This window comes from Vibrio injensis, assembly GCF_001895205.1.
Classification (GTDB): Bacteria; Pseudomonadota; Gammaproteobacteria; order Enterobacterales; family Vibrionaceae; genus Vibrio; species Vibrio injensis.
Genome location: NZ_BDJF01000027.1, coordinates 305,669 through 324,116, shown reverse-complemented (window position 1 = coordinate 324,116; position 18,448 = coordinate 305,669). Strand labels below are relative to the sequence as shown.

Sequence of the window (18,448 nt, the reverse complement as noted above, 5' to 3'; positions counted from 1 at the left end):
TACCGATTTTTAGAGCGAGTGTTAGTCTTGTCCTCATTGTGAAGCGAACCAGTTTAGATAACGATGATCAAAATAGGCATTATTGGCTTGGGGGATATCGCCCAAAAAGCTTACTTACCCGTGATAACCCAACGTCCCGAGGTTGAACTGGTCTTTTGCACTCGAAATCAGCACACTCTTGCGCATTTAGCCGCTCAATATCGGATCACTAAAACCTGTACCCAGTATCAAGATCTGCTCAAATTCCAAGTCGATGCCGTGATGATCCACGCGGCAACGGCCGCTCATCCTGAGATTGCGGCTTTTTTCTTACGTCATGGCATCGCCACATTTGTCGATAAACCATTAGCAAACAGCGCGGCTGATTGCGAACAATTGTACGCATTAGCTGAACAGCACCAACAACCGCTTTATGTCGGCTTTAATCGTCGCCACCTTCCGCTATTAAATCAACATTTGGTCGGAGTACAGCAAGGCTTACGAGACGACTTACTCGGCTTACGCTGGGAGAAAAATCGCCATGCTTTACCTGGTGATATTCGTACCTTCTTGTTTGATGACTTCATCCATCCATTAGACAGTATCAATCTCTACGCTAAAGCCGATTTGCAAGACGCTTACATCACCCATCAAATGGCCAGCAAACAGTTAGCGCGTATCGATATTCAATGGCAACATGGAGCCACTTTGTTGCATGCTTCAATGAATCGACAATTTGGTATTACCAGTGAATCTGTCAGTGCGCAGTTCGTTAATCAAAGTTATCAGTTTCACTCTTTTTCTGAAGGCATACACTGGCAGAATAATCAGCAGCAACTACTGGCTTCGCCAGATTGGACACCGATGCTGACCAACAAAGGATTTAGTGCGATGATCGATGAATGGCTCAGGGTGATACAACAAGGAAAACTCGCCCACTCAATCATTGAGCGCAACCTCGCTAGCCACCAATTAGCCGAAGCACTCTGCGCGCGTATCACTCAATTAACCGATAGCATCTAAACGCAGACCACTTTTTATCAAACCACGCACAATGACATTAGAATTATGAACCCGAAACAACGCGCAAAATTACTGGCCGCCTTCGAGAGCAAAACCGAAGTGCCAATGCTTATCTTATCGCTTATCTATGTACTATTGGCTTTAATACCCGATGTCGCTCAGCTAGACCAAGAAGAACGCCACTTTATCAATCAATTGATTTGGTTAGTGTGGGGCGTTTTCGCTACTGAATTAGCCATTAAAATTTTGCTCAGCCAACAGCGTGGCCGCTATTTAATGCAAAATTGGCCTGATGTCTTGATTGTTGCGATGCCATTCCTAAGACCATTACGTTTTATACGTATTCTGTTTATTTTACCGAGAACCTGGCGGCAAACCAAAGCGGTCTTACGGCAAAAAACCCTTAGTTTTATTGGCTTAACCAGCTTATTAACCGTGATGTTAAGTTCAGCATTTGTCTATTTGGTGGAGAGAGGCAGCGACAGTCCAATTGAAGATTATAGTGATGCGCTCTGGTGGGCAATGACCACCATTACTACCGTAGGCTATGGCGATATGTATCCAGTGACCGCTTTTGGCCGCGGCGTTGCGGTGTTTCTCATGTTAACGGGCATCACCCTCTTTGGTTTATTAACCGCGAGCGTAGCCTCTTTCTTTGTCGATGATAATCAACAGCAGCGCCTAGATTCACAGCATCAACATAGTCATAGAAAACACGGTCAGCAACCTCGCTCCCAATTTCATCTCGCTCGGTTTCGTCAGCAGTTAAAGGAAAAACATCATCTGCACCATAGTCATGATAAACACCGATAATAGCGTATTAAATGGCCCAAATAGAAAAGAGCCGGTCGCATCGCCACCGGCTCTGTATCGAAGCTTAACGGTATTAAGCCTTAAGGTTGATAAGGTAAAGAAGAGTGATGCAAGACGATGCGTAGTTGCCCCTGCTCATCTTTCTTAAAGGCCCAGCTTTTATCAACCATCGTGGTTTGCCCTTGCTTATCAACTAATATGACATTACCCATGGTCAAGGCTAAATCGCCATTAATGTAAACCGCAGCATTCTCAAAGCGGTATTCCTTCCAACCTTTTAAAGCAAAGCCAGAGTCTTGTGCATAATGGCTATTACCACCGACAAAATAGGCTAATGCTCCAGCCACATCGGTACGAAACGTTTGCTGACCACTGGCGAGCGTCGGTTTAAACAGCACCGCACCTTGTTGGTAACCATAAGCTTGTTCCAACACTTGGCTGGCTAACGTTTTTGCTGCTGCGTGGCCTTGCTTTTCATACGTTTGGCTGATATTAATTAATGCCTCACCCCAAGCCTGTTGAGCATTCAGCACTTCTTGATGGGTAATATTATTATTCACAACTGGCGAGGAAGCCTGAGCTGCCCACGGTAACACGCTGGATAATAATAGTGCTGAAATAGAAAATGTTTTATGGATGCGTTGCATAGTCCCTGCCTTACTCATTTAAGTGATTTGAGTAACTACTGTAGCGCGCTTTGATGAACCTAAACCCTGCGCTAAGATTAACCTAAGATGAACATGGTTTACCGTCAGTACATAAATCGCTTACTCTGCTGTTATTAACGCTATGCTCTGAGGAAATGGCTGTGTTTCGCTATCAACTATCGTTTGTGTTGGCACTTTTACTGTCGCTGATTTTAGCTCAGGCGGGGGCGGCTTATTGGTCGAATCAAGTCGCCAATGAGCACCTGCAGCGTGGGCAAGTGTCTAACCAAATTTTACAAAACTTCATGCAACTGAGCACCGAAAAACAACAGTTGAAAATTTGGCTTGCCGAATATCTGTTGGTTAAAGATGGCAGTACTTTAAAACGCGACCTACGCTTTGCCAAAATTGAAGATTTACTAGAAAAGCTCAACCAGCTCACCGAACAAGCCCAGCAACAGAGTTTAACTCAGCAAGACTTTGCGGAAATTACTCAGCAAATTAAAGTCATCTCTTTATTTGAAACCAACTTCGCCAGTTTAAAACAAGCACTACGCTCATGGGAAATCGCTAAAATTACCGATGATGATGAGCGCTGGCTGCTGCTTAGTCAGTCGTTTGATCAGGTCGATAATACTGACCTGCGCCAGTTACTCAATCAAGCAATTAGTGTGCAACAACAACGTACCACTCGTTATGAAAGTGCAGCAATGAACGCGCTATCGAATGTGAGAAGCGTGATCATCAGTCTCGCGGTGATTGGCGTGATTTTAGGTGGATTACTCGGTGGCTGGCTGCTGAGAACCTTATCCAAACCATTGGCGGAATTGGTCAAAAGCACCACGGCATTAGAGCAAGGCCAACTGGATCATCGAATTGTCGTTAGTGGCCCCTTGGAGCTGAAAACTCTCGCTCGCCATTTCAACTATATGGCGCAAAGCTTAGAGCAAGCTCAGCAACAAGAAATGGCTTCCCGCCAGTTGATTGAGCGCGAAGTGACGGCTCGCACCCAAGAGCTCGCTCAAGCCTTGCAAACCCTAGAAAAAGCCAAACATCAACAAAAAGAGTTTTTTGCCAACGTTAGCCATGAGCTACGCACCCCAGCAACGGCCATTTTAGGCGAAGCGCAAATCACCCTGCGTAGCCGCCACAATAGTGATGACGAGTATCGACAAACCTTACAACGTATTAACGAGTCAGCGATGCACTTATCTTATCGTATTGATGATCTATTAATGCTGATCCGCCAAGATGAACAGCTATTTAAGCCGACTCTCACCGCGATGACACTTGAGGCGATTTGGCAAGCCATTGTGCGACAAACCAACCTGCTTGCCAGCTCTCAGCAAGTAACCGTTGCAGCCACAGAGCCAACACAAGCCAATTGGCAGGCTCTGATTTGCTATACCGACTTAGATAAACTATTAATGATTATCCGTATTATTGTTGATAATGCATTACGTTATGACCCGAAAAAACAGCCACTTACACTAACGTTAACGCTCGAACCCAACCAAGTATCGTTTCAACTTAACGATCAAGGTATTGGAATCGCTAGCGATGACCTTGAGCGTATTTTTGAACGCTATTTTCGTGCTAACAATGGTAAACAATATCGTCCTGACGGACTCGGCATAGGCTTAACCTTAGCTCAGAGCATGGCTAAACAATTAAATGGCGAGATAAAGATCGCTAGCCAGCTTAATCAAGGTAGCCAAGTGACTCTTAGTTTTCCACTGGAAGAGGTTTAGCATGCGTATTTTATTAATTGAAGATGATTCTAGAATCGCAAGTTTTATCGAACGAGGCTTAAAAGCCGAAGGTCATCAGATCCAACACCTGAATGATGGCCAATACGCGGTAGAAACCGTTATCAGCTATGAACCTGATGTGCTGATTTTAGATCGCATGCTGCCTCATTGTGATGGACTGACCATTTGTCAACAAATCCGCTCAGCGGGCATTGATGTCCGGATCTTGATGCTGTCAGCGTTAGGTGATGTTGATGAACGAGTCAAAGGCTTGCGCACTGGCGCAGACGATTATCTTGCTAAGCCATTCCATTTTGAAGAGTTACTGGCTCGTTTAGATGCCCTACAAAGGCGTCACTCTGAATCCAGTCCCTTAGCCACACTACAAGTCGCAGATTTGGTCCTCTGCTTATCGACCATGCGTGTCACCCGTGCCAATCAATCTATTGAGTTGACCGCCAAAGAGCTGTCCATTTTAGAATTATTGATGAATAAGCCTGGGCATATTTTTAGCCGCGAGCGCATTCTGGCTAACGTTTGGGGAATTCATCAAGATCCCTTAACCAATGTGGTCGATGTTTACATGCGCCGATTACGCAAAAAAATTGACGATCCTTTCACCGCCCCGCTGCTCAAAACCAAACGCGGCATGGGTTATTATCTACAAGCCGCTCAGTAAGTGTAGCTTGGCTATGTTTGGTTTTGGCACAAGAGAGGATGGCTAACTCAGTCAATACTCAACAAGCGGTCACTATCCATGCTGACAACTCTTGCAGCTCCTTTGCAGACTCTGAGTGTTGCTGCGCTAATTGCTCAATGCACAAAGCAATAGCGCAGCGATCATAAGGAACCTGAGCCAGTTTTTTCGCTAATAACTCCATCGGATAAGGATCGAGCATATCACAGAAAATCGTCGCTTGCTGAATCACTCCTTGCTCAACATCGAGAAAAATTTCTACTCCTCCCCACGTGAAACGCTCATCCAAATGGTGAGTAAAAGGTGGCGTTTGGCCAAAGTTCCACTCCCAGCTGCTTTGTTTTGCAAACTTGTCTTCAAAACCGGGTAAATCGGTAAACTGTTCAGGAGAAATGTACTCAACTTGGGCATCTTGTTGGTAATGCTGTAAATAAGCGTGGATGATCGCATCGCATACTTGCTGATGGTCAATATCCGCTTTAACGCTATTGAGGTTAATCACGCGAGATTTAACCGAAGTAATCCCTTTCGCCTGCAGTTTTTTGGGATCAGGATTAAGGTAATCCGCTAAGCGGCTCATATCTGCACTCAAGAGTAAAGTGCCGTGATGAAAGCCGCGATCAAGCGTTTCTCGATAAGCTGAGCCAGAGAACTTGCGCACCCCCTCCTCATCTTGCAACACCAAATCATTACGCCCATTAGCAACGCCGTGAATACCCAGTTGTTGTAATCCCGCTAATACAATCTGTGTCGACACTTGTTTATCGTACTCAGGTTTACCTGCCATAAAGGTAAAGTTGCTGTTACCCAAATCGTGAAAAACCGCGCCGCCACCAGTTTGTCGGCGAGCCAGTTTCACCCCATCTTGTTCCATACGCTCAGTTCTACACTCTCGCCATGGATTTTGCGCTCGTCCAATAACGACGGTATCGGCATTACGCCATAAAAACAAAATGCGCTGATCGGCGGGCATCGAACGGAAAATCGTATCTTCAACCGCTAAGTTGAACCAAGGATTGGTCGATTCAGAGATAAGAATTCGGGTACGAGTCATGGCTATATCACCTTGATACAAAACAAAGCGTTATCCTACTGAGCATTAACTGAGATAGCGAGGAGAAATCGGTATACTCACTGGGAAAATTGCGTTTGTTGAAAACTGGTGCGCTGTGTGATTTGTGCATACCAGCTTGCCAACTGTGGATACGAGCGTTGCCAATTTAGCTGACTCAAACGAAAATCGAGATAAGCTAATCCTACCGCAATCGAACAATGGGCAGTGGTGAATGGTTTGTTAGCAAACAGTAAGCATTCACTTTCAAGCTGAGTTAATATTCTCTGTATGGCATGTTGACGACGTAAAGCCAATTCACCCTTATCGGGCTCACCATATTTATTGGCGATCACCGTCTGAAAAGCACTATCCATTAATGCTTGACCTAGACCTAACCATTGCATCACTTGCTCGTCGTCATCCATTCTCGGCGCACAAGAGGAGTGAATATCCAAGTATTGTAGGATAAGTAAGGTTTCACTCAAGGCAACACCTGCGTCCGTGATTAACACCGGAACTTTTGCCGCAGGGTTAACCTGCAAAAGTACATCCGGTGACGCCCACGGATCGACCATGGCTACATTTAACGGGATTTGTTTTTCTAGTGCACATATACGTACTAAGCGCGCATAAGGAGAAGTGGCATTTAAATAGAGAGTTAACATGACTGTTTCACCGATTTTGAGTGGAAGAATGGACTTAGCGAAATACAGAGCAAAGCGAAGAGCATCAATAGCGTCGCCGTGATAAAGAGCGGTATGTACTCAGCGACATGCTGATAATAATAAGCCATCATTCCCCCCGAAATGGCTTGTAATAATGCAAAGCCTGCGGTTGCTTTTCCCCAATAATAGGAGTGCAACGTGGTGCCAACCAATTCAGCAATTCGCCCAGCGGTTAATGCGACAATGCCAGGCGTCATTGCCCCAACGATAAACGCGGAGCAAAAAAGCCAAAATGGCTGCGCGGTCAGCACAGGTAAAAGAATCGCTGCCGCTTTGAGTGCGTAAGCAACCCAAAGTGCTCTGTGCCAAGAGAATCGTGATACCAGCCATTTAGCCATTAATGGTCCACTAAGACAGCCGCCGCCAAAGGCAAACCAAAACCATAACGCTTGCGGTGGTGTGAAATACCGCTCACGAACCAGATAATCAACCCAAAAAATAGTGTGCGGAATAAAACCTGCGGCATCAAGGGCGTAAGCGGCAATCACTAACCAAACCGCGCCCGTCGCAACAGGCGCTGAAGCATCAGAAGATACAATGGCACGAGGAATAACGGGCAGTCGTTTTAAAGCGATGATCATCAGCCCACTGATCGCCAAAGATAGGCTACCAATCGCCAACCAAGTGACTGAAAGACTGAACTGCAGCAAGAGTGGCATGATAACAGCAGAAAACACCACGCCTAAACCAATCCCCATGAAGATCATCGTCATGACGGTATTACGATGAGGCTTATCACTATGCTGTAAAGCCAAGGCTGGGCCAATCACCATTAAGTACCCCCCCGCGGCGCCAGCGATGACACGCCATCCCGCCACCCACCAATAATGCATAGGCAAAAAACAAGCAAGATAACTGACACTGACCAGTACAGTAGCGATGATCAGGAGTAAGCGATCACCGACCTGCTGCGCTAAGCGATGAGCACTTAAAGCGCCAATCAAATAACCCAGTAAGTTCAAACTACCGAGGTAACTGGTTTGCGCTACCGAAAACCATCCCTCGCTTGATAACATCGGAATTAAGGGGGTAAAAGCAAAACGAGATAAACCGATACCAATCAGCGTCGAACTCATGCCAACCATCAATACTAATAAGGTATTTGTTGATCGCATATTAATGCTCATTCAGCCATGTCATGTTTATTCTGCTCATCGATTGGTAGACTCATAAGTTGATTTGACCGGTCAGCTATGATGGTTCGATATAACCGATGCCAACTTGCATCAATGGAAAGTAGCCATAAAAACAAACCATAAGCTAACAAATAACCAACAACTTAGCATCTTGATGAGGTAAAGATCAGCGCTAGTGCACATTTATCGCCAAGCGCGCTATACTGGCTAACCCAATCATTACTGACTCTATTTTTATGCCAACCAACGATTCCCATGCGCAGCCGCATAACCCTTTACATGGCCTGACGTTAGAAAAAATTCTGACTAGATTGGTCGAACATTATGGCTGGCAAGGATTAGCGCAACGAATTAGCATCAACTGTTTTAAAAGCGATCCATCCATTAAATCTTCTTTGAAATTTTTACGGCGCACAGAATGGGCAAGAAGTAAGGTGGAAGATCTCTATATTGAGACCTTTCATTAAATAATAAATCAAATAAAGGGCTATAGAAGCTATAGGGGTGTTGGTTACGTTTCGTTCACCCCAATCACATAGTCGGTATGTGCCAACAATTAGCAGCTCAATTGCTTGAGTCGCTCACCGATAGCTAACTCTAACTCATCTAACCATTGATAGCGTTTACTATACAAACGACGTTTATTACGATTTAAGCTCTCTATATCCTTTCGCACCGGCATCATCGCAATACGGTATGTATAACGATCGATTTTTTCCGCCTCATATTCCGTCCATAGCTCATCGTAATCAAAACTGACTTTATTACGCTTAGAACCGATATAACGTAGCGCTTGATAAATATGACCACGATTAGAAATCGCATAACAACGTTCAACACCCAACTGACGAGAGACTAATAAGGCCAGTTCGACCATCAATGCTTTTGTCCGTAAGCCGTGCACTGTACGTGTTAAATCTTTAATGATTTGCTGACGATTTTCAATTTTATCACTTGGGCCTTGCAAAGCTCCGATATGCATCGTTTTACCCTGATCAGAAAAATGAAAACTGATCGAATAGATAGTAGCACCAGCTTGATTCACCAAGCTTAATCCAATCGATCCCTCACGACTGGCTCCTCGGTTTAAACGAATATCATAGGCTTCGCCATTTTTATCTTCGATGCACCATAAACTGACGCCTTGGTCAGACATGATCGCCGTACAATGCTCTCCAAATCGCTGAGCTAAAAATAAAAAATGCTGCTCAAGATAGTCCACTCTTTGCATTAACGATAAATTAACACATAAGTAAGGTTTTAGAGGTCGTTCTAATAGCTGTGGATTGTCATTCAGTACCTTAGCGAGAATAGGTTGTTCAACGAGTGATAACATCCGACGTACAGCTTGGGGATGCAGCAACGCCCACAAACGAAAACGCCAGTTTTTACGAATACGATCCCAGCCTTTACTTTCTGGATAAATTTTTGCCGCCCATTCAGGTAGATCGTGTTGGATATTAGTCAACATAGAATTAATTACTCACACTTCGTCAGTGGTGAGATGAATCATCTCACCTGAGCAAATAGACATAGAGAGCAATTATACAGCGTTTTATTACTTAGTACTCGTTGACTAATGTATGGGTTTGTATGGAAAAATAGCGATTATATATCAATAACTTAAATTAAATCACTCAATAAAAACTCATCAGAAAGACGAAAAGTGACCTAATCCTCATATTAATCAAAATGACCAAGACAGAAGGCGACATATGCAGACAATCATAGGTTCAGATTTTAGGTAGACTCCATTCATAAGATATTTTTATCTTAATTTCATCGCTGTAGTTAAAGAATAAGAATAGGCTCAACATGTTACAGATTGCTTTACTACTTTTAGGTTCTGATTTTGTTAAAAAATACTCACTTCACCTCTGGTTTTTCGGTATTTTATGGGTGGCGACTGGGGTATTTATTTTTTTTGATGGACTGAATCAACAACTGTTATTTCCTAAAAATACCTTTGGTATTATTTTATTATTTGAAAGTTTAATGACATTGAGCATTGCCCTATGCAGTATAAAAAATAAAAACCATTTACTATTATGTAAAGGAATCTTATTTTTATTTTTCTCTTATATTTTTTTAATGAACAATGGATACAGTAACGAAATTATCTCAGCGATTTTTGTTTTCGCTTATTTTATTACCGGCTCCTTTGCTATGGCTTCAGCTTGGATAGTCAGATTTTATCGCTGGAAAATCACTCTAGTCTGGGGAGTATTCCAGATGTTGTTTTCATTTTTTATTTTAACTCATCATCAATCAACATTGTCCTTTTTCATAGGGCTAATTATGATTGGCACAGGCGTAAGTTCTCTATCGATCGCGATTCGCTCTCGTTATATAAAACAAGGTAGTACTATATTTCAGATTATTAACCCTAAATTATCTCTCGACCCTATTCAGACTAAAAGTGTATCCAATGTCACATATCAACCAACTCAACCGATTCAACAGCCTCTGACTATTCATATATGGACACCTGTAGGCTCAGCAAGTGCACCAACGTTGCCTCGTCCAATTATTAATCGTTATATTGCCGCAGTCGATAAAGATGGTACTATTTCAACGGGTCACGCCTCATTAGAATTACCTTCTGAACTCTATATAAGCTTATACCCAGAAGAAGATATTGATCGTCAAGCCGAGGATTTTTTCCGTTTATTACGAGCAACCCCAGATAATAATGTACCAGGACGATTTTTATCAGATTATCAAACTGAAGCTGCTGACTGGTGTGAATCTGATCAAAAAATTATTTTTGAACATTATAATAGAGATGCTTTACTACATTTTTGGCAAAGTTACCGTCAATATCCAATTTATAATATAACACATCAGAATTGTTCTAGTACTGTAGCTTATGCTTTAGAAGCAGCCTTAGAGGGTATTCTTTCTCGGCCAAATAATAACTTTTTATCTTTATTAAAAATAATGTGCACTCCAGAACTATGGATTGCAGCACAAATAAGAAGACGAGCATTAATGATGGCATGGACTCCGGGTTTAGTTATGGATTACTCTCGTGTACTACATCGTATGGTGCATGTCACCGCTTTTCCATGGTATAAAAGAATCTTGTGGAAAATGAGAAAACCAAACTTAAACTTATCCACAAAATAGATTCTATTCATTCGATTTATTAATTTAGACAGGCATCAATTTTATGCAAAAAGTATATATTATATTAATGATTTCTATCCTCGCCGAAACTATAGCAACAACCATGATGAAAGCCTCCTATGGTTTTACTCGTTTCCTACCGAGTTGCTTTGTAATTATCGGATATTGCATCTCATTTTATGGTTTGTCTCAGGTTGTACAATCCATGAACATCGGTATTGCTTATTCAATATGGGCAGGAATGGGTATTTTACTGGTTTCTATAATGTCATTTTTTATTTATAAACAAAGTTTAGATATTCCGGCATTAATCGGTATCACTTTCATTGTTACTGGCATCATCGTTATCCAACTCTTTTCTAAATCAATTACTCATTAATCCCTACTATAAATGTAAGTAATGGATCATCAGTTTTCAAAGAGAAAAGACGTCAACAGACATTGCACGACATTCCCAGACAATCATCGATGTCAATCTTAGGTAAACTTCAGTTAACCAAGGTCTTACACCTTTATCAACAACGTTTATAGAGTAAAAATTAATGAAAAAAAACATCGCGATGATCATAGCAGGGTTATTACTACTTTCAGGTTGTGCAACACCTTATCAAACAGAAAAAAACTTTTGGTCTTTTGGCAAAGGATTTGATGTACAGGCCCTTGCTCAAGACACTTGGCAAATCAGTTTTATTGGTAATGATTACACAGACAGGGCCATTGCACGTAAGTATATATTGCGCAAAAGTGCGGAGTTGGCGAATCAAGCTGGATATGCTTACTTCACCCTCTTAGATGAGGAAATCAATGTTGATTCTGTTGCTAAAAACCAAATTTCACAGGCTGAAAATAAGCAAAAGTGGTTGTATTCAACCACACAGATCACCAGTGAAACGACCATCATGGCAATCAGTAAAGGGCTTCATCAACCTTCAGATGCTTATCCGATGGTTTATGAAAGCCAATTTATTTTAAATAGCGTGAAAGTAGAATAATAAGCTTCATCAGTAGATGATATGGATCGTCGCTCAGTGTCTATTCACTTAGCGACGATCATGATATCAATAAATAACCATTAGTTAGTAAGCAACCCCCACTCGTTGCTGGGCAAATGAGGCAGTATCTAACATATCCAGCATGGCTACCGCATAATCACTGACAGAGATACGGCTATTTCCGTCGCTATCCACGAGCAGCTGATCGCCACCGATTCGATAAGCCCCTTGTTTTTCCCCCGGGAAAATCTCAGCCGCAGGACTAACGAAAGTCCAATTCAATGAACTATCGCTACTTCTAAAAATCGCCAAGGCTTCGCCTTGTGCTAATGCTTCTGGTTTATATTCGCTTGGAAAGTCCGGTAAAGAGACCAGTGCAACCCCCGGTGAAACTTCTAACGAACCGGCTCCCCCAACCCAAAGTAAACGCTTGACGCCTACTTGAGGTAATTGGCTTAATAATAGCTCTGCCGTCTTAGCCACAATACCATGTTCCCCGTTTGCTCGACCGCCAATCGACACCATGACAACATCAATATCGGCAAATAATTGAGCAAAATTGGCTTGGTTATCCACGTCAAACTGACGCACCTCAACATTCGCATCGGTCATTTTCGCAGGATCGCGCACCATAGCGACGACATCATGCCCACGAGATAGTGCTTCTTGCACTAAATGACTACCGATCCAACCCGAAGCTCCAACAATAGCAACTTTCATTCTTTAACACCCTAATGTTTAATTTATCAACAGATGCTAGTGTAGTCGCCCCTGAACGAGTGATAAATAGTAAGAAAGGATGTAGATTGTATCTAACTAAGATACTAATGAGAGATGACCATGGATAAATTGACCGCGATGCGCAGCTTTGTAGAAGTTGCCAATATTGGCAGTTTCACTCAAGCGGCAGAAAATCTTAACTTAAGCCGCTTACAAGTCTCCCGTCATGTACAAGAAATTGAAGATTGGCTAAAACAACGTTTGCTGCATCGAACCACACGTAAAGTGAGCCTAACAGCATCCGGTGAAGAAGCGCTTAGACAGTGTGAGAAAATCCTCCATCAAACAGCAGAATTAGAAATGCGAGCCCTAGAGCAATCGCAGTCACTGTCTGGACGCATTCGAATTTCGGTACCGATTGGCTTGGCACGTTATCTTCTGCTTGATGCGGTAGAAGCGTTTACTGACCTACATCCACAAGTGACGATTGATATTCTTGCTTCTGATCGCTTAGCTCAACTGGTTGATGAACGGGTAGATATTGCGCTGCGTTTCACTAATCAGCCTGACGAACAATTAATTGCTCGGCGTCTTTTTCAAGTCGATACGGTTGCTTGTGCTGCACCGACTTATCTTGCTCAACATCAACCGATTGTACAGCCGAGTGACCTAGCTAAGCACAACTGTTTTGTCCATCTTTCACATCATAAATGGGAGTTTCTTCGTCATAACCAAACCTACAGTGTTAATGTCAATGGTACGATTCGAGCCAACGATATGAGCCTAATCTGCCGGGCAACATTACATGGTAAAGGCATTGCCCTGCTCCCTTGTGATTTAGCCAATCGCTACTTAAAAGATCGCGCTCTAATCCAGATATTACCCGACTACCATTTAGCAACCAGCGCATTGTGGGCGGTGTATTTATCACGCAGCTATCAGTCACCACTCGTGCGGCAGTTTATCGATTTTGTCAGTACACAATGGGATCATCTAGATATGACCATTCCTTAAAAAATCTAATATAATCAAACTAATAGATGAAGAAATTTCATCCAATTAATTTCTCATCCCTGTAAAAAAACATAATTTTTCGCTTCAGTTAGCACTAAATTGAGCGCCGACTATACTCAATAGGTAACGGAGTAGATGGGGATTAATTATGTTTAAAAGTATCAAAGTGATCTTTTTTAGCCAAATTGTATTGGCTATTACTCTGATTCTGCTGGGAATGGGCGCAGTAAAATATAATGTTTTTCAAAAACAGCTTTATCAAAGCCTTAGTGCAAATGTTGAACATGCCACCCATCGTTTATCGATCAGCCTACCTAAACCGATTTGGGACTTCGATTTTGACTCAGCGAAAGCGATTGTAGTATCAGAGCTTAATGAGCCTGCGATTAGTGCGATACAGATAAAAGACAATAATGATAAATCGATAATCTTTTATCTCAATCATCCTGAATACCCCGAGATCACCAATATTGACCCCAAATCATATACGGGGAAAAAAGAGCAGGAATTCTTTATTGATGATTTTGGTGATATCAAAAAAGTGGGTTCTATCGTCTTATATTACAATGACTTTTCCATCGCTGAACAATTATCTGAATTAATGAAAACGGTCATTATTGAAATTCTAACTCTGGATATATTAATCACGCTAATCTCTTTCCTACTTTTAAGGATGACCGTCTTAAAACCATTATCTAATCTAACAGAGCGTGTCATGGATCTTTCTTCTGGAGATGGTGATCTCACGCAACGGATTGAGCCAGCCAAACTCAACGAATTTAAAGATATTACCTTAGGGATCAATCGATTCACCGAGTCTTTAGAAACCATTGTTCAAAAAATCATCCAGTCAACGGAACACCTGCATCAATCCTCACTCGCCAGTAAAGATATCGCGAGCGACAATGCCGTAAAACTCAATCAACAGCAACACACGTTAGATTCTATCTCACACGCTGCGGTTGAGATTCAACATTCAATTCAACAAGTTAATGAGTCTGCTTTAGATAGCGCCCAGCACGCCAGTTCATCTAGCACGTTAACAGACTCAATGCACAGTACGATTGAAACCACCTCGCACGAAATGAAGAAAATGCAGGAGAAAATGCTACTGCTTAACAGCAAAATGACTACGCTTTCTCAAGAAGGTGAAAAGATTAACGCCATTTTAAATGTGATTAATGACATTTCAGAACAAACCAACCTACTGGCACTCAACGCGGCCATCGAAGCCGCTCGAGCTGGCGAACAAGGTCGAGGATTCGCGGTGGTCGCCGATGAAGTCCGCAATCTAGCCGTAAAAACCAGCCACTCAACCGAACAAATAAAAACCAATATCAATGCGCTCAATGAAGCCACCTCAATGGTTGAAAAAGAGTTGCATGACATCGCACTAACTCTGGAAAAAACTTCTGAACGTTTTGGTGAGTCTCACTCCGTTATCGAAAAAATGAACCTGATGGCAAAAACCATCAAAGAAAAAAACCAGCACGTGGCCGATCTTGCCGAAAGACAAAATGTATCGATTGCCTCAATTAGTCGCTCCTTACTTGACGTCGTTGACGCATCTAAAGCGGTGGCTGATGGTGCTCAAACCAACTTAAGTATGTCGGTGGAGGTGATCAATATTGGAGAAGAAATCAAACAACAAGTTGCTAAATTTAAAACCCATTAATTTCCGGTGAGAGGAGGTAATGGTTCATTGCCTCCTCTAGGGATACCACTTCAATCGTCATCAAGAGGGAACACCATGAAGTCAATTATCACCGCCAGTTTATTGGCCGTATCTTCTTACAGTTTTGCATCAAGCTTAAACGATCTAAATTTTATTACTGAAATCTACCCTCCCTTTAACTATGAAGAACAAGGGAGATTAACGGGAATCGCTATTGATGTGCTTGAATCAGCCTCAGAAGCCGTCAATGACCCTGTCAAGCGCGAAAGCGTACAACTTCAACCATGGGCGAGAGGTTACGCTGCAGCGCTAGAAACGCCAAATACCGTTCTCTTTTCTATGACACGTACTGAAGCTCGAGACAACCTCTTTAAATGGGCTGGACCGATTGTTGAAAGTCGAGTCGTGCTCTGGGCACCAAAAGCCAAAGGTATCAAAATTTCCACACCGAGCGATCTTAATAATTATCGCGTGGGTGTAGTCAGAGAAGATATCGGTGAGCAACTGCTACGCAATCTAGAGGTCAATCCTAATGCGTTAAGACCTTCCGCATCACCAGAAATGGTCGCCAGACAATTGGATGCTAATCGCATCGATCTGTGGGCTTATGGCGATAATGTCGGTGTATTTATTATGCGTGAACAAAATATCGATCCCAGTCTCTACGAAATCGTCTACGTATTACATGAATCGCAAACCTACTTCGCGTTCCATAACAATACCAATGATCAGTATGTCGAAAAACTGCAAAACGGAATTAATCTCATCAAAGAGAGCGGTAAGCTCGATGAAATTATTGCCGGTTATCGTTAATACTATCAATCCGTACTTCATCACTTGAAGAGAATACTTCTTCAATCTCTTCAAGTGATCACCTTGGATACAAAGTGGCGTTTTCCCTACTCAAACGACACCAGTGTTTTATTAGGATAATGAGGTCTTCGTATGAAAGTTACATCACTTTGTTTAACCGTATTACTTACTTTTCTGAGCTGGACAAGCTGGGCGAAAACTCTCACAGCAGCGCAAGATCCATGGCCACCGTTTGTCACCTCAGAGGCTCCTCATGGACTTTCTATTGAATTAGTCAGCGCCGCTCTAGAAACGCAAGGCTATCAACTGGAGTTTCAAATTATGCCTTGGGCAAGGGCACTGGCAGAGGTTCAAGCAGGCAATATTGATTTGCTACCAGCAACGTGGTTTACCGAACAGCGAACCAGCGTTCTGGCTTATAGCGATCATTATCTCTACAACCAAATAAAGTTTATTACCCTACCCACGAATGCCTTTGAATATAGCGGTCTTGATAGTCTCGCAGGTAAACGCGTAGGTACTGTTCGAGGTTATGGATATGGCGACGATTTTTTAAATTCAACGCTATTTAATCGCTCAGAAGCCAATGATTTAATTTCTAATTTACGCCGTTTAGAAGCAGGCCGGATCGACGTCACTTTAGAAGATGAATTAGTCGCTCGCTCTTTAATGAGTGACAATGGTTTGGATGCCAATAACTATCGATTTACCACGAGTGGTTTATCCGCTAACTCACTTCATGTTACCTCTGGGCTAGCCAATCCCAATGCTCTCGAGTACATCGAAGCCTTTAATCGAGGGTTAGCACAAATCAAAGCCAATGGTACTTTTAACGAAATACTGCTTAAGTATGGGATCGCTCTCGATTAATCAGTCTATAGACCTGCGTCTAAGGCATTAAAAAAACAGAGAGCGGATATGAGTAAAATGCGGCTGGTAGAAACAATCCACCAGCCGCATTTTTTATTGAGTGCGTTTGTGCTTCGGCACGTAATTTAGAATCGATATCGGCACAGGATGTTTAGGCTCAAATCCTGCAATTTCTCGTCGTTCAATCAAATGCCCTAAACGGCTCTCTATCATGCATAAATTTTTAAAATTATCTTTCGATACTAAAGAGATCGCCTCACCTTTCGCCTCAGCTCGACCAGTACGTCCGATACGATGAACATATTCATCAGCAGGGAAAGGTAAATCGTAATTGATAACTCGGGATAATTCATCGATATCGATACCACGCGCGGCAACACCGGTCGCAATTAAATATTTGATCTTACCAGTTTTAAAATCTGCTAACAGCTGCTCGCGTACCACTTGGCTGCGACCACTATGAAACGCTTCAGCGGCAATCCCTCTTTTTTCTAATTGTGAAGCCAATTTGGCAGCGCCGTGTTTGGTTTCGATAAAAATAAGCGCTTGATCCCATTGATACTCATGAATTAAGTGGCTCAATAATGCAGACTTTTTATCTTTATCTACCGTAATAAGCCACTGGGTAATATTCGACTTCGACGCTTGGTTCGCTGCAATGCTGATCTCATGAGCTTCACCGACCGCAGTTTTAGCCAGTTCACGAACCTTATTCGATAAGGTTGCGGAAAAAAGTAAAAATTGTGCTTCAGTTGGTAAACGTTGAATGATTTTATTAATCGCTTCAATAAAGCCCATGTCGAGCATTCGATCCGCTTCATCCAGCACAACCACTTCAATTTCATCAAAATGTACCGCTCGTTGAGCGTACATATCAAGCAGTCGTCCGGGGGTAGCAACCAGAACATCTACGCCTTCAATCAGTTGCTGTTTTTGTGCCTGCTCATCAACACCACCATACATCGCCAAACTGGTTAACGGCGTGTATTGAGCATACTGTTTGACATTATCCGCAACTTGGATGGCAAGCTCACGAGTCGGGACTAAAATCAGCGCGCGAATACGTTTTTTACGCTGAGTCTGCCCTTGGATTAATCTATCTAAAATTGGTAGCACAAAACTGGCCGTTTTACCGGTCCCGGTTTGCGCAGCGGCAATCAGATCTTGGCCTTTTAAAATAACCGGAATGGCTTGTTTTTGAATGGTGGTTGGAGTTTGATAACCAAGCTCAGCGACTGATTTGATCAGTGCTTCGTTTAGCCCAAGTTGTGTAAATGACATAGCAGACTCTAAATAAGATGATGTAGAACAAAACGTACTACAATATTGTTCATTCTAACATGAACAATGAGGCGCTGTTGAGATTTCGAGACTAGCGGTTTCAAACTCTCAACAGCGCCTCAGTATAAA

Annotated in this window: 19 protein-coding genes; 12 read left to right on the top strand and 7 right to left on the bottom strand. The window is 42.6% G+C overall.

The genetic code is table 11. The features are described 5' to 3' along the window. Positions 1–66: 66 nt before the first annotated feature. Together BSR11_RS13510 and BSR11_RS13505 are read left to right on the top strand one after the other, a co-directional pair. A complete protein-coding gene (locus BSR11_RS13510; RefSeq protein ID WP_072671213.1) occupies positions 67–1,002 on the top strand; it encodes a Gfo/Idh/MocA family protein in 936 nt (311 codons plus the stop codon). A 45-nt stretch (positions 1,003–1,047) separates the two neighbouring features. Then, positions 1,048–1,815, top strand: coding sequence for a potassium channel family protein (locus BSR11_RS13505; protein ID WP_072670861.1), 768 nt, complete (start codon positions 1,048–1,050; stop codon positions 1,813–1,815). Between the two features lie 80 nt (positions 1,816–1,895). Here the strand turns inward: BSR11_RS13505 and BSR11_RS13500 are convergent, their stop codons facing one another. Continuing rightward, a complete protein-coding gene (locus BSR11_RS13500) occupies positions 1,896–2,462 on the bottom strand; it encodes a metal-independent carbonic anhydrase family protein (RefSeq protein WP_072670860.1) in 567 nt (188 codons plus the stop codon). Positions 2,463–2,623: 161 nt separating this feature from the next. On the opposite strand from BSR11_RS13500, the gene BSR11_RS13495 reads away from it, so the two are divergent. Continuing rightward, the gene (locus BSR11_RS13495; RefSeq protein ID WP_072671212.1) at positions 2,624–4,213 is read left to right on the top strand and encodes a HAMP domain-containing sensor histidine kinase; all 1,590 of its coding nucleotides are present in this window, start codon (positions 2,624–2,626) and stop codon (positions 4,211–4,213) included. A 1-nt stretch (position 4,214) separates the two neighbouring features. After that, positions 4,215–4,892: a response regulator transcription factor gene (locus BSR11_RS13490; RefSeq protein ID WP_072670859.1), complete on the top strand. Its 678-nt coding sequence runs from the start codon at positions 4,215–4,217 to the stop codon at positions 4,890–4,892. 58 nt (positions 4,893–4,950) lie between these two features. Here the strand turns inward: BSR11_RS13490 and lplA are convergent, their stop codons facing one another. The 3 genes from lplA to BSR11_RS13475 form a co-directional block, all read right to left on the bottom strand. Beyond that, the gene (lplA, locus tag BSR11_RS13485) at positions 4,951–5,964 is read right to left on the bottom strand and encodes a lipoate--protein ligase (RefSeq protein ID WP_072670858.1); all 1,014 of its coding nucleotides are present in this window, start codon (positions 5,962–5,964) and stop codon (positions 4,951–4,953) included. A 77-nt stretch (positions 5,965–6,041) separates the two neighbouring features. Beyond that, positions 6,042–6,629, bottom strand: a complete 588-nt coding sequence (locus tag BSR11_RS13480) for a glutathione S-transferase family protein (RefSeq protein WP_072670857.1) — start codon at positions 6,627–6,629, stop codon at positions 6,042–6,044. Continuing rightward, positions 6,623–7,804, bottom strand: a complete 1,182-nt coding sequence (locus BSR11_RS13475; RefSeq protein ID WP_167363662.1) for a YbfB/YjiJ family MFS transporter — start codon at positions 7,802–7,804, stop codon at positions 6,623–6,625. Before BSR11_RS13475 ends, BSR11_RS13480 begins: the two co-directional genes overlap by 7 nt. Before the next feature lie 257 nt (positions 7,805–8,061). Between BSR11_RS13475 and BSR11_RS13470 the strand changes: the two genes are divergently transcribed. Further along, positions 8,062–8,292: a VF530 family protein gene (locus tag BSR11_RS13470; RefSeq protein ID WP_072670855.1), complete on the top strand. Its 231-nt coding sequence runs from the start codon at positions 8,062–8,064 to the stop codon at positions 8,290–8,292. 89 nt (positions 8,293–8,381) lie between these two features. On the opposite strand, the gene BSR11_RS13465 is transcribed toward BSR11_RS13470, so the two are convergent. Next, positions 8,382–9,296 carry a VirK/YbjX family protein gene (locus tag BSR11_RS13465; RefSeq protein WP_139299846.1) on the bottom strand — a complete coding sequence of 305 codons (915 nt, stop codon included), beginning with the start codon at positions 9,294–9,296 and terminating at the stop codon, positions 8,382–8,384. Positions 9,297–9,640: 344 nt separating this feature from the next. Between BSR11_RS13465 and BSR11_RS13460 the strand changes: the two genes are divergently transcribed. The 3 genes from BSR11_RS13460 (at position 9,641) to BSR11_RS13450 (ending at position 11,946) form a co-directional block, all read left to right on the top strand. After that, positions 9,641–10,954 (top strand): HdeD family acid-resistance protein, encoded by a 1,314-nt coding sequence (locus BSR11_RS13460; protein ID WP_072670854.1) that lies wholly within the window; start codon positions 9,641–9,643, stop codon positions 10,952–10,954. 43 nt (positions 10,955–10,997) lie between these two features. Beyond that, positions 10,998–11,333: a DMT family transporter gene (locus tag BSR11_RS13455; RefSeq protein ID WP_072670853.1), complete on the top strand. Its 336-nt coding sequence runs from the start codon at positions 10,998–11,000 to the stop codon at positions 11,331–11,333. Positions 11,334–11,496: 163 nt separating this feature from the next. Then, positions 11,497–11,946: a CC0125/CC1285 family lipoprotein gene (locus BSR11_RS13450; protein WP_072670852.1), complete on the top strand. Its 450-nt coding sequence runs from the start codon at positions 11,497–11,499 to the stop codon at positions 11,944–11,946. An 84-nt stretch (positions 11,947–12,030) separates the two neighbouring features. Here BSR11_RS13450 and BSR11_RS13445 read toward each other — a convergent pair whose 3' ends face one another. Then, positions 12,031–12,666, bottom strand: coding sequence for an NAD(P)-dependent oxidoreductase (locus tag BSR11_RS13445; RefSeq protein ID WP_072670851.1), 636 nt, complete (start codon positions 12,664–12,666; stop codon positions 12,031–12,033). Between the two features lie 120 nt (positions 12,667–12,786). On the opposite strand from BSR11_RS13445, the gene BSR11_RS13440 reads away from it, so the two are divergent. From BSR11_RS13440 to BSR11_RS13425, 4 genes are all read left to right on the top strand, one after another. Then, the gene (locus BSR11_RS13440; protein WP_072670850.1) at positions 12,787–13,680 is read left to right on the top strand and encodes a LysR family transcriptional regulator; all 894 of its coding nucleotides are present in this window, start codon (positions 12,787–12,789) and stop codon (positions 13,678–13,680) included. 148 nt (positions 13,681–13,828) lie between these two features. After that, complete coding sequence (locus tag BSR11_RS13435) at positions 13,829–15,355, top strand: methyl-accepting chemotaxis protein (RefSeq protein ID WP_072670849.1); 1,527 nt, start codon at positions 13,829–13,831, stop codon at positions 15,353–15,355. Positions 15,356–15,430: 75 nt separating this feature from the next. Further along, positions 15,431–16,168: a substrate-binding periplasmic protein gene (locus BSR11_RS13430; RefSeq protein WP_072670848.1), complete on the top strand. Its 738-nt coding sequence runs from the start codon at positions 15,431–15,433 to the stop codon at positions 16,166–16,168. 132 nt (positions 16,169–16,300) lie between these two features. Further along, complete coding sequence (locus tag BSR11_RS13425) at positions 16,301–17,038, top strand: transporter substrate-binding domain-containing protein (RefSeq protein ID WP_072670847.1); 738 nt, start codon at positions 16,301–16,303, stop codon at positions 17,036–17,038. Positions 17,039–17,131: 93 nt separating this feature from the next. Here BSR11_RS13425 and BSR11_RS13420 read toward each other — a convergent pair whose 3' ends face one another. Beyond that, a complete protein-coding gene (locus tag BSR11_RS13420) occupies positions 17,132–18,319 on the bottom strand; it encodes a DEAD/DEAH box helicase (protein ID WP_072670846.1) in 1,188 nt (395 codons plus the stop codon). Between the last annotated feature and the right edge of the window lie 129 nt (positions 18,320–18,448).

Coding starts and splice junctions, on each gene's coding strand:
- BSR11_RS13420 (WP_072670846.1), bottom strand. CDS start 18,319: ATGTCATTTACACAACTTGGGCTAAACGAAGCACTGATCAAATCAGTC.
- BSR11_RS13465 (WP_139299846.1), bottom strand. CDS start 9,296: ATGTTGACTAATATCCAACACGATCTACCTGAATGGGCGGCAAAAATT.
- BSR11_RS13460 (WP_072670854.1), top strand. CDS start 9,641: ATGTTACAGATTGCTTTACTACTTTTAGGTTCTGATTTTGTTAAAAAA.
- BSR11_RS13480 (WP_072670857.1), bottom strand. CDS start 6,629: ATGTTAACTCTCTATTTAAATGCCACTTCTCCTTATGCGCGCTTAGTA.
- BSR11_RS13505 (WP_072670861.1), top strand. CDS start 1,048: ATGAACCCGAAACAACGCGCAAAATTACTGGCCGCCTTCGAGAGCAAA.
- BSR11_RS13490 (WP_072670859.1), top strand. CDS start 4,215: ATGCGTATTTTATTAATTGAAGATGATTCTAGAATCGCAAGTTTTATC.
- BSR11_RS13475 (WP_167363662.1), bottom strand. CDS start 7,804: ATGCGATCAACAAATACCTTATTAGTATTGATGGTTGGCATGAGTTCG.
- BSR11_RS13425 (WP_072670847.1), top strand. CDS start 16,301: ATGAAAGTTACATCACTTTGTTTAACCGTATTACTTACTTTTCTGAGC.
- BSR11_RS13450 (WP_072670852.1), top strand. CDS start 11,497: ATGAAAAAAAACATCGCGATGATCATAGCAGGGTTATTACTACTTTCA.
- BSR11_RS13500 (WP_072670860.1), bottom strand. CDS start 2,462: ATGCAACGCATCCATAAAACATTTTCTATTTCAGCACTATTATTATCC.
- BSR11_RS13455 (WP_072670853.1), top strand. CDS start 10,998: ATGCAAAAAGTATATATTATATTAATGATTTCTATCCTCGCCGAAACT.
- BSR11_RS13445 (WP_072670851.1), bottom strand. CDS start 12,666: ATGAAAGTTGCTATTGTTGGAGCTTCGGGTTGGATCGGTAGTCATTTA.
- lplA (WP_072670858.1), bottom strand. CDS start 5,964: ATGACTCGTACCCGAATTCTTATCTCTGAATCGACCAATCCTTGGTTC.
- BSR11_RS13440 (WP_072670850.1), top strand. CDS start 12,787: ATGGATAAATTGACCGCGATGCGCAGCTTTGTAGAAGTTGCCAATATT.
- BSR11_RS13470 (WP_072670855.1), top strand. CDS start 8,062: ATGCCAACCAACGATTCCCATGCGCAGCCGCATAACCCTTTACATGGC.
- BSR11_RS13430 (WP_072670848.1), top strand. CDS start 15,431: ATGAAGTCAATTATCACCGCCAGTTTATTGGCCGTATCTTCTTACAGT.
- BSR11_RS13435 (WP_072670849.1), top strand. CDS start 13,829: ATGTTTAAAAGTATCAAAGTGATCTTTTTTAGCCAAATTGTATTGGCT.